We start from the raw sequence: 13278 nt of genomic DNA on the forward strand, positions 1-13278 counted from the left end.
TTGATCTCTTATGTCACGGGTGCAGCAAGCTTCGAGATCGAAGGCATTTTAGTATGGCCTTCTGTAGCTGCAGATTCGCTGATCCGCCAAGTCTCCCTAGCGAAATTGATCCGCTTCAACGACTCCCACGCGGTATCCCTCAGACGTTGCGCATCGTTGTTAGCAAGATCCTTGATTGTGGGTATCAGTTCGACTAAGACAGTCAGATCAAATTCTGGAAGGGCACGCAGAAGGGCGTCTTTCGATAACCCTCCCTGAGTCTCCAAGGCGTGCTTCATCGGTTTCACGACTTCACGACCTTGAAGGCACCTTCCTATTGCAACTATCTCATTTCGAAAAACAGAGTCGCCATCTGGCGCCATGAACGGTGGCACACCGAAGAAAATCATATCGGCACCATGTTCAAAGCCATCGAAACCTTCCTCGAGTAAGCGCAGGACCCGCAATAGACATTCAAGCCCCTTCAGCGAGCAATGCTTGCCTGCGGCCGCGCCGATTATCTGAACCAACGAGGCCAAAGCGAAATGAGGCCTCTGGCTTTGATCGATCTTCTTTGAAATATCCTCGATAAGATTCTGGAAGTCTGCTTTGCTAGACATCAGAGAAACTAGGCCCTCTCTCACTGCCCGTTCTGCTTCTAACGCTGAGGCGTAATCCCCTCGAAAGATGAAGGTAGTTCCAATTCGTCGAAATCCGCTGATGCTATGCGGATAAAACCGGTCGTGATAGTGACGCTGGTTCAAAGCGCGATCCAACAGCAAGCCTTGGAGAGCCTGACCCTCCTTTCCCATCCGCGCAGCGATCTTCGATGCTGCAGCCAGAATTTTTGGATTGTCAGAGGATAATCCGCGCCGCAAAACGTCAAGTGTATCTGCGCGTCGAGACGGTGTAATTGCAGTGCAGATCGCGTTTAGCGCGCTCAGCTTTGTTTTGGCACTTCGCGTGCCAGCCATCGAGAGCAAAATTCGATAGGAGTTATCGTCGCACCCTGCGAAATCTGATGCACCAATCCCATCGGCACTACCTCTCTTCATATAGCTTTTGTTTGATCGCAATCCAGTCAGTAACACCTCGTCGATCTGGTCGGTATGGATTTGGTGCTTGCGTAATACTCCGAGAAGACGGAGTGCGCTTGCCTTCTCCGTTAACGTCCCAGTTCGAACCGACATGAGCAGGTGTTCGATAGCATGTCCGATTGACACTGAATTGCTAAGACGTGCCATGCCCTTGGTGAGGACGTCCTGAATGGTTTTCGATTTGGAGCCAACGAATGCTTGGATCGTCCGAAAACTAATGGCCCCTCCATTTCCTGTATCAAGGAGTTGAATGACTGAATCCAACGCTAGGGCGCGAGCGTCTTCATTTTTACCATGCAGGAGCTTGACTATCTTATCGGCGTAGCCTTCCGAAGGATCGTCAATCGCTTCGCGAAAGGATTTGAACGCAGCTTCCAGAACATCGCTATCGGTCTCTCCATCTATCAGTTCAAACAATCTGGAAGCACTACCCGCCATTCGGTTTCGAATGTAGTGAGCGTAGACGTTAGCAGCGGATTGCCGAACTCTCCAACTTGCATCGCTTAGTAGTTTCTGCACCCTTGGCCTTAGTTTCTCAAGAAGCTCGCGGTTGCCGCCAGCATCCTGAAGAACATCGACAGCAACTGAACGTACGTTCTGATCAGGATCTTCAAAGGCGATTTCAAAGGCAACGGCTAGGGATGGATTCGAGTATGTGGGTAAAACTCGGGATAGGAGCCTTAGGCAGTTAATGGACGTTTTGCTGTCTCGTTTTCCGACCTGCGAGCAGATAACATCCGCCAAGTCTGAAAGAGATAGCGTAGGGATTAGCTGCAAGGCGCTTATGCATAGTCGCACGTCTTCCGAATCTCCCTCGCGAATTGTGGATTCGAGCCTCTTGAGGAGCGAATCTCTTTCCGTCGAACTTGCCGCACAGGAGATTGAAAAGGCGACCGCGTGCCTACGTGCACTCTCGGACCGTGCCCAATCAGATAGGTATCCGGAGAGTTCTCGAAAGTCTGATGACGGTCCGATTAATCGATCAAGTGCACGAAGTTGAGCAAGATCAGCGCAAATCGATTCGCGGACTGAGACCTGTTTAACAACCTGTGACTCACCTAAACACATACCGGCGAGCAGCAGCTTTGTCGAGAAGAGATCTGAGTGGTTGTACTTGTGAAGCGCTCGCAAAAAATCGCTACTGTCTTCTAGCAGGCCCGCATACATCACAGATACTTCCCGCCACCAGTCCGTGAGTAGCCGCCCTTCCTGAAGGAGAAAATCACTAAGCTTGCTCTTGGCAAGATGCGATGCAACAAAATACTCCTGAAACGTGAGATGTGAGAATGCCAACACGTCTCTTTGACGCTCAACTATGATTCCGCTCCTTTCAATCAGGCGGGTCAGCAGGCGTTCGGCATCTCGGGAAGACTTGTTGAAATTCGGTAGCAGGCTTGACAGTAGTTTTTCAACTTCTGAACGTGGCGCTTCTCGGCTGCCACCCTTTTTGCCAATTTCTCCAGTATGGAGAGCAAATGCAATACGTCTGAGGATGGCTTCCTTCTGTTCAAGACGCAAATGAGTGTCATCCACTTTCCTTCCCTTTGACATATCCCATTGTTCCAGCAGAATTTTGGAACATTCAGAGTAAAGCTTGGTACGTTCCTTCGGAAGATCTGGGAGGCTATGATGTACCAGCGCGATAATCGAGAGCAGCATGGGGTTTGAGGCAAGTTGCCTCATGCCCCGATTAGACTTTAGCGCAGCTCTGAGTTGAGTCGCATGTTGTAAGGCTCTGCGCCTACGATTAGCCCTGTCCGCCTGCCCCTCATCTTGAAGTCGCCCGATAACCGCGTTTTGCTCGACGGCGTCACACCATGTTGTTATGAATGAATTGATCTGTGACTCGGCGAGTTCTGCAAGGTAGAACACTTTGAAGTCAGCGTGTACGCCGCTTCTCCATCCCGCAATTCGCGACGTAACAATGCATTGATTTTTAGGATGAGCAATCGTGACGCTCTCGATGCAGTTCACCACTGCCTTGAACTCTTCCTCAGTCGGGACCTCGTCCAATCCGTCGAATAGCAAAATACACTCTCCCGCCGCGATCCTACCTTTGAAGAATTTTGAGGCAGAAGGATCGTTTTGTAGATCGGGTGGAAGAATGCTCGGCAATACATCTAGGAGGGTTCGGCTATTGCCATTAGGAAGAGGTTCAGCTAGAGCTTTGGAAACGGTGCTCAAGGGTATGAAAACGGGGAGTCGCCAGGCCGTAGCTCCTAACGATTTGCGATGACTTTTCTTTTTTCGAAGCTTCGTGTCACCCGCACGGGCCTTGGCATACGCAAGCCCAATGTATTGAAGGAGCGTGCTCTTTCCGGAACCTGGTGCGCCAAGAACAGCAAGACGTCGATTTTCACGTAGGGTCTGGTTGAACAGAGTGTGTAGATAGTCCGATTCATTTGCTTCCCCATCCGACAAGAATCCGTCCGTGCTCATTCTAAAAAAAGTCGATTGAACCAATTGCTCGATTAATAACGAACGCCGGACAAGAGTTGGCAGCGCGTCGGAGATAGATAGGATGGTTGCGATGCCCTTTGGGACCTTCTTGTTTTTGATGCTCCGCGCTATGTACTCTTCCACTTCCTTGCGTTGCTCGGAGGGCGCACGTTCCAAGTCTCTTTTCAGTGATTCGAGCAGACTTCGGCGTTTGCCTGGATTCCTCCGGATTTCGTTGCATACAGCAACGGCGCAATCCATGAAAGATACCTCATCTCTTTCCCCTCCCATTCGCAAGGTGACAAAGACTTGCTCGAGTCGCGGCTTCTTCGTAGCATCGCTGGTAACAATACCCGTCAACTTCAATTCTCTTAGTTGTGTGACGAGCCAATCTAAATACGTACGTTCAAAATAGCGGAAGGCAAATCTTCCACCGATCCGGCGTCCCAGCCACGCGCAAGCAGCAATGAAGCCGCGCCAGGCAAAGGGGACAAACTTGTTCAGGACGGCGCCTGCCAATAGGAGCAGCAGGGCAGCAATGATTGTCTTAGGATCCAGGTTTACCAAGGAGTTAATCAATCGAGACACGGAGGCCAACAAGATGCCCTTCAATTTGAAATGTCAGTGAGAGGCAATTGTAGAACGAGAATATCGAAGAGGGCAGATCGGAAAGCGCCAAGTAGAGTTTGGGCACAGTTTGGGCACAGAAAAAACGCATCCGGAGATGCGTTGATTTCGTAAACTATTGATTATTTGGTACCGAGAGGGGGGGTCGAACCCCCACGGCCCGAAGGCCGGCGGATTTTGAGTCCGCTGCGTCTGCCAGTTCCGCCATCCCGGCTCTGCCACTTCAAGAGCATGCTAAAAACGCGGCTCCTCACTCACTCTCTCAAAGAGAGAGCAGGTCTCATCCAGTATTGCATAACGTCTGCTAGCGCGGACTCGGCCATAGCCATGCAGCACCACGAACTCCACTGGAATCCCCAAATCTGGCCTGCAGTATCGGAGTATCCGCCTCACCACCAAAGACGTACTTCGGAAGAAGTTTCGGCAGACTCTCGTACAGGTGCTGCGTCAGGGAAAGACCGCCGCCAAGCACAAACACATCAGGATCCAGGATGTTGATCACCGTCGCCATGCCACGAGCCAGGCGATCTTCCAGCCGATCCACAATTTTGACTGCGTCTGCTTCCCCCGCATCGAACGCTGCAATAATCTCTCTCGCCGTCCGTCGATTCCCCGTCACCTCTTGGTAATCGCGAGCCATTCCCGTACCGGAAACCCACATCTCCATGCAGCCGCGCTTTCCGCAGTAGCATAGCGGCCCTGGATTCTCTTCGTCCGTGGGCCAGGGCAGCGGATTATGCCCCCACTCACCCCCGGTACCATTCGGACCTGCGTGGACACGCCCGTCGATGGCCACCCCACCACCGCATCCCGTGCCAAGAATCACGCCGAACACTACATGCTTTCCTGCAGCCGCACCATCCGTGGCTTCAGAGACCGCCAGGCAGTTCGCGTCGTTTGCAATTCTTACTTCGCGTCCCAACGAGGCAGAAAGGTCCTTATCTAACGCACGGCCGTTCAGCCATGTCGAATTTGCATTCTTGACCAGCCCGGTCTTCTCCGAGATGCTTCCCGGGATACCCGCACCGACCGTTCCCGTCCTGCCTGTCTTCGACTCCAGCAGGTGCACCAGCGCAACCATGGCGGCAACCGTACCTTCATAGTCGTCTCGCGGAGTGTCAACGCGGTGACGAATCAGTTCTTCCCCATGTTCATCGATCGCCAGGGCTTCGATCTTCGTTCCCCCCAGATCGATTCCAATTCGCATTCCATCCGTGTTGTTGTCCCGCACTTCCTTTTCGCTCCGCACTACCTCGCCGCCTTCCTCCTGAAATATCTGCAGCCTCATTCCGACGCAAACTTACTGTACTTTCCCTGAAGGTCGAAGTCGGCCCAGCTCTCCCGCACAGGCAATGGCATGGATCGCCGCAAGCTTTAGATTGTCGACGGCCAGCCACAGCCAAAAGCTGTTTCCCGTCTCCTCACCATCTGAAGCACTCTCGACCCGAACCATAATCTCTTCCTGGCCGGCTGCTGTCAGATTGCTCGGAGCATCCGATTCGTCCGTGACAATATCGACATGCTCACCTGCCAGCGCAGCTTCCATCCGCCTTACCGATACCGCTCCTTTGGTCTGGACGTAAACCGAGGCAGCGTAACCGTGAAATACAGGAGCCTGGACCAACTGCAAAGACAGCTTCGGGAGCGATCCGTTCGATAGCGCTTTGTACTGTCTGCGAATCCGTTCTTCCGTACTTCTCAGGTCCACCTTCGCGGTCGGACCGAGCGCCGGCAGCAGGTTGAAAGCGACCTGCGCATCATACTGTTCCTTGGGCAGGTCCTGGAAAGAAAGCAGGCTCACCGTCTGCTGATGCATCTCGTCCATCGCCGCTCTGCCATGCTCTGACGCCGGTTCCATGACCGTCGCGGCAACAGTCTCAAGTGCAATCTGCGTGTGGATTCGTGCGGCTACGACTCCCAGCATGACCACCACCGGATGTGCCGGGATCACAGCCTGCGTCTCGAGATGAAGCTCTGCTCCAATCCGTCCTTGTCTACCCAGCGCCTCGCTGATCCATGGAGAGACCACCGGAACATCCTTCTGGCCTTCCAGCGCATAGGTCATATCTACGATGCCCGCTCCCGCCTGCCGAGCCTCTTCCCAGTGCTTCGTCGTGCCTTCGGCATCGCTCGTGAAGAACACAAAATCCATACCTTCAAACGATGTCTCATCCAGCTTCTGGATAAACGAGATCTCATCGCCGGTAGCCGCCAGGTTACCGGCAGTATCGTCCTCATCTTCCAGCAGCGTGATGTTCGAAGCCGCAAGGGGCGACTCTGCCAGTTCCTCGCTCAGTTCTTTTCCCGCAAGCGATGAGGCTCCCACCACTCCTATGCGATATATCTTGCTCGTCATCTCTACCCGCAATGGCTGAATTTACTTCCTTATCAACGAGGTGTTCCAACCTGCCGTCTCTTCTGACCCCAGGAGTACGCAAGTCTCGCCAAAACCCCCGAAACCAGGTAGCCCAGCGCAACCACAATTAACACCACTTCCGAATACAGAGCGATTAAAGCGCCGACTGCAACGATAACGGCTACCAGCTGAAAAGGGTGCCGTTTCCCGATGCTGATCTCCTTGCCGCTCCAGAATCGCCATGTGCTGACCATCAGGAATCCGGTAAACAAAATCAGGCACAGCCACACTACCGACCATCGCGCGTCTGAAATCGGTGCTCCGCTCTCAAAATGCACCACAGAAGCGATTACGCCTGCGCCCGCCGGAATCGGCATTCCCACAAAGTACTTCTTTCCCGGTCTGCCAGGATTCCTTGGCTGTGGATTCACACTTATGTTGAACCGCGCCAGACGGCTGGCCCCGCAGATCAGAAAAAGGAAGCAGACGAAGATCCCGAGGTGTGTAATCCGATCGCGGAGGAACGAGTACTCCGCCAGCGGAAGCATCCGGAATCCCCAGATGTACGCCAGCAGGCTCGGCGCAACCCCGAACGTAATCACATCGGCAAGTGAATCCAGTTCCTTCCCGAAGTCGCTCGCGGTGTTCGTCAGGCGCGCAATCATTCCATCGACGCCGTCGAAAAGAACCGCGAATCCGATTGCCAGGGCAGCTCTGTCGAAGAAGGCTGGTTGTAAAGCCGTCCCCTGGATACTCTGCGTGATCGCATAGTATCCGGCAGCAATGTTGCCTGCCGTAAACAGTGACGGCAAAAGATACATGCCCCGACTCGGACGCCGCCTCTCCCTACCTGAAGTCGTCCCCTCTGCTATCTCCGACGGCCCCGCTCCCATCAGGCCACCGTAGCCGAGGTCAAAGTCGTTGTCTGGGTGTCCGGTTCCGCAATCACTGCAAGCACTGTCGAACCTCCCTTGACCCGCATACCCGTCTTGACCTTCAGATTCACATGCGCCGGCAGCAACACATCGCAGCGAGACCCAAACTTGATCAGACCCATCCTCTGGCCGCGCTCCACCCTGTCTCCCGCCTTCAGATTGCACACAATCCGGCGAGCCAGCAGGCCGGCTATCTGTTTGAAACCGATCTCATAATCGCCTGCATCGATCACGATTAATGTCTGCTCATTATTAAGTACGGACTCGGCCTTCATCGCGTTCAAAAATTCGCCCTTGCGGTACTCCACAAGCCGGACGGTCCCGCCCACGGGAGACCGGTTTACATGCACGTTGAAGACGTTCAGAAAGATGCTCAGTCTCAGGCGGCTGCCGGCCGTCGTCTCAATCCACTCCGTATCCGTCACCAGACCATCGGCGGGAGACACAATCAATCCAGGCTCGGTCGGAATCGACCGATTTGGATCACGGAAAAACCACAGGAAGAAGGCTGCAAGAAGCAGCGGAAGCGCAAGGAAGATATAGGAGTGGGTCAGCAGCCACACTATCGCGGCTACTACTCCGAGCCCAAGCGCGTAAAAGTATCCATCACGAACCATAAGTGACGATTATAAGGCCATGCGCACACTCTGCCGGAAGCCGGGCTGATCCCGGCTCACGGCGTAATACCCTGCTGCAAAGGTCCTGCTTAGTGCTCTGTCTGCGACTCTTCCATCCTTCGCAGCTTCTCCATCTCGTCCTTGATACTCAGCTTCAGCTTCTTCAAACGCACCTCCTCCAGCTTCTCCGGCTCGGTCAGGAAAAGCTTGGAGCGCAACGTATCCAGCCTGCGGTCATACAGGCTGTGTTCCTGGGCTAGTTGTTGAAGGGAGAGATGTGAGACTACATCCGGGAATTCCGTATATTTCGTAATCTGCATCAGAGAGACACCTCCAGATATTCGACTTCCCCGCGCTGCGTCAAAACGCTATCACACCCGGGCAAAGCCCGGCAAAATGCGATATCCACCGCCATCACTGATCTTTTTGCCTCAGGTACCTTTATTTCCGACCGGCGCAACTCGGAACCGCATCAATAAAGCATCATCGTCCGGATCCCGGTAATAGCGTCGCCGTCGACCCTCTTCAACAAATCCAATCCGGCGGTAAACGGCTTGTGCAGCGTGGTTAAGTGATCTCACCTCCAACTCCACGCTCGCCGCGCCCTCGCTTTCGCACCACTCAAGGACTGCCTCGCACAGCCGCCGGCCAACTCCCCTGCGGCGCGAATCCTTATCCACCACGACACTCTCCAGTTCGGCCAGTGCATCGACTCCACTACCTATGATCTTTCCCACAGCGAACCCCACAAGACCGCTGCCATCCTCCGCCACAAAGAGCCGCCGCCGTAGCCCCTCCGCACGCTCTTGCCCGGGAATAGAAGCATAGTCACTCAGCTCCCAGTGCGGAGCCTCCGGAACTCGTCTCTCGAGCGCAAAGACCTTCGCCACGTCCTCAGCGCGAGCCAGCCTCACCTCCGGCCCCACACTCACTCCGTCGCCGTGGAAGGAATTACCTTCGCCATTCGAGCAAAGATCTCAAGGTCCGTCCGCCTCAGGTAATTCGCATCCAGTGTCGCCGCATCGTCAAACTGCCCGCGCATACTTCTCTCCACGACAAACGGAATGGCATCGTCAGCTGTCGGCTCATGGACCAGGCGAGGACTCAGCCTCTCCAAAGCTTCTGCAGCTCGTGGCTCACACACCAAAAGCGCAGTTGCTCCATCGGCAGCTCGAGCCGTCTCTTCTGCCGTCAGGAGAGACTCGCTTATCCGTCCCCATCCCTGGTAGACGCCGCAGTAGAACTCTCCTCGACCCGCATCCAGCACGGCACAAACCTTCTCCTTCGGCTCCTCTGCGGCCGCAGCCAGCAGTGCCAGCCGCGAGATTGCAACCAGCGGAACCTTTCCTGCCTCGCTCAAACCCTTCGCCGCACTCAAGCCCACCCGAACGCCTGTAAAAGATCCCGGTCCATGCACCACGCCAATCGCGGTAAGGTCCTTAAGAGTCCAGCCTTCGGCCTCCATCATCTGTCGAATCGACGGAATCAGTCTCTCGGAAGCGCTGCGGCCCGGCAGAACCTCCGACGCGACCGTCCTCATCGTATCCTCGCCCTCCGCCAGTGCAACGCTGCCCTCTCCTCCGCACGTATCTATAAGCAGGAACCGCTTCATCCCTTCCCCACAATCTCCACCAGCACACCCCCCGTACTCGACGGATGCACGAAGAAGTATCTGTGCCCTCCCGCACCCGTCCGAACCTGCTCACTCACCAGACGCACACCGCTCTCCTTCAACTTCTCGAACATTCCATCGACATCGCCAACCCTAACGGCGATGTGGTGCAGTCCTTCTCCGCGTTTCGTCAGAAAACGCCCAATCACCGAATCCTCCACCGTCGGCTCCAGCAGCTCCACCCTGCTGTTCCCCACCGGCAACATCGCCACCTTCACTTGCTCATGCTCGACGATCTCCTCATGCGCAACCTTCAGTCCCAGCATCTCGTAGAACCGGCCAGCAGCGGCGATGCTTCTAACCGCCACACCCAGATGATCTAGATCCAGACGATCTGATTTCAGAGGATCGAGATCCAGCGCATCGATGTCCGCCTGACCCACCCGCAGCCCTCTGCTCCACGTCCCCGCCACTGCCGGAAGCCGAACCTTCTTGCGCTCTCCCGACTGGGCCACAGCTGCCATCAACTCGTCGATCCCATTGCCTGTCGTCGCCACCGTCTGCACAACGGACACACGATCCTGCGTGGAACCCGATAAGCCCTGCATCGCGAGAATCTCCGCCACTACACGATCCGCGCCGTCGCAGTCGCTCTTGTTGACCGCAAAGACATCTGCGATCTCCATTACTCCCGCCTTCATGCTCTGGACATCGTCCCCCATCCCGGGCACCAGCACCAGCACGGTCACATCCGCGAGGCGTGCGATCTCCACCTCGTCCTGTCCCACCCCGACTGTCTCGATCAGGATCCTGCTCCGTCCGGACGCCTCCAGAACCTTGCACGCGTCCCGCACCGCATCTGCCAGTCCTCCGACCGCGCCTCGCGAAGCCATGCTGCGCACGTAGATCCCCGAGTTCCCCACCGGCTCCCGCATACGAATGCGGTCCCCCAGCAGAGCGCCTCCTGTATACGGACTCGTCGGATCGATCGCCAGCACGCCGACCTTCTCTCCATGCGCCTCGAGCCACTGCGCCATCTGGTCCACCAGCGTGCTCTTACCCGCTCCCGGAGGGCCCGTGATCCCAATCTTTACCGCCTGCCCCGCGAACTCCTCGCACGCCGCGAGCAGCTCGCGCGCACCCGGCTGCGCATCCTCCACCATCGAGATCGCCCGCGCCAGCGCACGCACATCTCCACCACGTAGCCGCTCCACCATCGCCCGCAACTTTGCCGCTCTCGACTCGTCCCCGCTCACCAGTGCGATAATAACCCCGCCTTTTGCCTCGCATGTTTCTCAGCCGCTAAATACATTTGCATACATGAATAGATACTTTCACCTATAATTCGCGTGCCGTAAATTAACCCAAAGGAACGCCCGTGAATCTTCTGCATCGCAGCATCGCGACCGGACTCCTCTTCGCATCCTCCGCATCGCTTGGTTTCGCCCAGCTGCAGGGAAGCAAGGCCGATACCACCCCCACCAATCATCCGGTTCCCGCAATTCAGGACACTGAAACTCCCGCCCAGCGCGACGCCCGCATGGAGTGGTGGCGCGATGCCCGCTTCGGCATGTTCATCCACTGGGGCCTCTACTCCATCCCCGCCGGCGAGTGGCACGGCCAGCGCACCACCCAAATCGGCGAATGGATCATGAACGATCTTTCCATCCCCGTCGCCGACTACAAGGCCTTCGCCAAGCAGTTCAACCCCACCGGCTTCTCCGCTCACGACATCGTCGCCCTCGCCAAGGGCGCCGGCATGAAGTACATCATCATCACCTCCAAGCACCACGACGGCTTCGCCATGTTCGACTCCAAGGTCGACCCCTTCAACATCGTCGATGCGACTCCCTTCCATCGCGACCCCCTCAAGGAGCTCGCCGAGGAGTGCCGCAAGCAGGGCATCAAGCTCGGCTTCTACTACTCTCAGGCGCAGGACTGGACCGCTCCCGGAGGAGCCGCCGCCGTCCGCGGCAATCACGATAAGCAGACCGGCCATTGGGACCCCGCGCAGAACGGCTCCTTCGATGACTACCTCCACAAGAAGTCCATCCCCCAGATCAAAGAGCTCCTCACCAACTACAAGGACTACCCCGTCGTCATCTGGTTCGACACACCCACCAAGATGATGACTCCCGAGCGCGCCGCCGAGATCGTCAAGCTCCTCAACCAGCACCCCAATCTCATCTGGAACAATCGCCTCGGCGGAACCTACAAGGGAGACACCGAGACCCCCGAGCAGTACGTCCCCGCTCAGGGCTTCCCCGGCCGCGACTGGGAATCCTGCATGACCATCAACGACACCTGGGGATTCAAGTCCTTCGACACCAACTTCAAGTCCTCCGAAACCCTTCTGCGCAACCTCATCGACATCGCCTCCAAGGGAGGCAACTACCTGCTCAACATCGGTCCTGACTCCAAGGGAATCGTTCCCCAGCCCGAGATCGACCGCCTTCATGACATGGGCAAGTGGATGAAGGTCAACGGCGAGGCCATCTACGGAACCAGCGCCACCATCTTCGATAACCCCACCGGAACCTTCAGCCCCACCGGGAAGGACAAGCACGGAAACCAGAAGTTCACCCCGACCTGGAACTGGCGCTCCACCACCAAGGCCGACAAGGTGTACGTCGAGATCTTCGACTGGAAGGGCCACTTCCATGTCGACAAGATGCCGCGCAAGGTCACCGGCGCCTACCTGCTCGCCGACGCAGCTCACAAGCCGCTCAAGTTCTCCCAGAACGGTGCGGCCCTCGACGTCGATCTCCCCGCCAAGGCACTCGATCCCGTCGCCACTGTCCTGGTCCTCACCACCACAAAATAACCATCACCTCTGACAAAAACACCTCCGGCCCGGAACAACTCCGGGCCGGAACACCACGCTAGCGTCACCCTGACCAATTCAGAACAAGTGTCATCCTGGGCGAAGCTGCTCGCAGCTTCATCGCGAGCAGCGTAGTCGAAGGATCTGCGGCTTGCCTGAAGGCTCGCAGATACCCGGAGGCAATAGAACATTTCCTATGGTCGTTTCAACACGCACCGCGAATCATCACGAAGAACCCTAGCTCTTGGCCACCAGCCACACTCCACTTACCATCAGACCGCATCCTGCAATCCGGACGATCGTCGCAGGATGCCGCTCCAGCCCGACCAACCCAAAGTGATCCAGAACCACCGAGGTGACCAGGGCCGCCGTTATGCTTACCCCGGTAAAGATCCCCGATCCCATCTTCTGTGCCAGCATCAGCCCCGCCATCGTTGGAGCGATACTGATCAGCCCCCCTGCCCACGCCCACGTCTTGGTCCCACCCAGCTTCCCCATCGCCGGAATCGGCTCTCGTATCACCAGCGCAATGGCCAGCATCCCCACCAGGCCGATCGCATACACCGCCACACAAGCCCAGATCGGCTGCCCCAGCTCCTTGTTCAGTTCAGCGTTCGTCCCGGACTGGAACGGATTGGCAGCCCCCGTCGCAATCGCAATCAGCATCTGCAGAAGAATCATTGTTTTCCCTCTGCAGGTAAGATGCGCCCTTTTAGAGCAGTTCTCATTCAGAGGTGGCTTTTCAAGCCGTGATCCTGAACGCAGTAGTCCTCCCGAACGCAGTGGTCATCC

At 56.2% G+C, this 13278-nt stretch carries 11 protein-coding genes and 1 tRNA gene; 1 reads left to right on the plus strand and 11 read right to left on the minus strand.

The genetic code is table 11. The features are described 5' to 3' along the window. Positions 1–8: 8 nt before the first annotated feature. From JAO29_RS09385 to meaB, 10 genes are all read right to left on the minus strand, one after another. Positions 9–4115, minus strand: a complete 4107-nt coding sequence (locus JAO29_RS09385) for an NACHT domain-containing protein (RefSeq protein ID WP_334267945.1) — start codon at positions 4113–4115, stop codon at positions 9–11. Between the two features lie 154 nt (positions 4116–4269). Then, positions 4270–4356, minus strand: a tRNA-Leu gene (locus JAO29_RS09390). 90 nt (positions 4357–4446) lie between these two features. Further along, entirely contained in the window at positions 4447–5430 is a 984-nt protein-coding gene (gene mak, locus JAO29_RS09395; RefSeq protein WP_334267946.1) for a fructokinase, read from the minus strand. A 12-nt stretch (positions 5431–5442) separates the two neighbouring features. Then, a complete protein-coding gene (locus tag JAO29_RS09400) occupies positions 5443–6498 on the minus strand; it encodes an Asd/ArgC dimerization domain-containing protein (RefSeq protein ID WP_334267947.1) in 1056 nt (351 codons plus the stop codon). A gap of 32 nt (positions 6499–6530) precedes the next feature. Then, the gene (pssA, locus tag JAO29_RS09405) at positions 6531–7319 is read right to left on the minus strand and encodes a CDP-diacylglycerol--serine O-phosphatidyltransferase (RefSeq protein ID WP_334267948.1); all 789 of its coding nucleotides are present in this window, start codon (positions 7317–7319) and stop codon (positions 6531–6533) included. Between the two features lie 71 nt (positions 7320–7390). Continuing rightward, the gene (locus JAO29_RS09410) at positions 7391–8050 is read right to left on the minus strand and encodes a phosphatidylserine decarboxylase (RefSeq protein ID WP_334267949.1); all 660 of its coding nucleotides are present in this window, start codon (positions 8048–8050) and stop codon (positions 7391–7393) included. 89 nt (positions 8051–8139) lie between these two features. Further along, positions 8140–8370 carry a hypothetical protein gene (locus JAO29_RS09415; protein WP_334267950.1) on the minus strand — a complete coding sequence of 77 codons (231 nt, stop codon included), beginning with the start codon at positions 8368–8370 and terminating at the stop codon, positions 8140–8142. Positions 8371–8481: 111 nt separating this feature from the next. Continuing rightward, a complete protein-coding gene (locus JAO29_RS09420) occupies positions 8482–8982 on the minus strand; it encodes a GNAT family N-acetyltransferase (protein WP_334267951.1) in 501 nt (166 codons plus the stop codon). After that, the gene (gene tsaB, locus JAO29_RS09425; RefSeq protein WP_334267952.1) at positions 8979–9662 is read right to left on the minus strand and encodes a tRNA (adenosine(37)-N6)-threonylcarbamoyltransferase complex dimerization subunit type 1 TsaB; all 684 of its coding nucleotides are present in this window, start codon (positions 9660–9662) and stop codon (positions 8979–8981) included. Before tsaB ends, JAO29_RS09420 begins: the two co-directional genes overlap by 4 nt. Continuing rightward, the gene (gene meaB, locus JAO29_RS09430; RefSeq protein WP_334267953.1) at positions 9659–10879 is read right to left on the minus strand and encodes a methylmalonyl Co-A mutase-associated GTPase MeaB; all 1221 of its coding nucleotides are present in this window, start codon (positions 10877–10879) and stop codon (positions 9659–9661) included. Before meaB ends, tsaB begins: the two co-directional genes overlap by 4 nt. Positions 10880–11040: 161 nt before the next feature. Between meaB and JAO29_RS09435 the strand changes: the two genes are divergently transcribed. Continuing rightward, entirely contained in the window at positions 11041–12486 is a 1446-nt protein-coding gene (locus JAO29_RS09435) for an alpha-L-fucosidase (protein ID WP_334267954.1), read from the plus strand. Between the two features lie 237 nt (positions 12487–12723). Here the strand turns inward: JAO29_RS09435 and JAO29_RS09440 are convergent, their stop codons facing one another. Further along, a complete protein-coding gene (locus JAO29_RS09440; protein ID WP_334267955.1) occupies positions 12724–13167 on the minus strand; it encodes a DMT family transporter in 444 nt (147 codons plus the stop codon). Positions 13168–13278 lie beyond the last annotated feature (111 nt).

Source organism: Edaphobacter sp. HDX4, from assembly GCF_036877565.1.
GTDB lineage: Bacteria > Acidobacteriota > Terriglobia > Terriglobales > Acidobacteriaceae > Edaphobacter.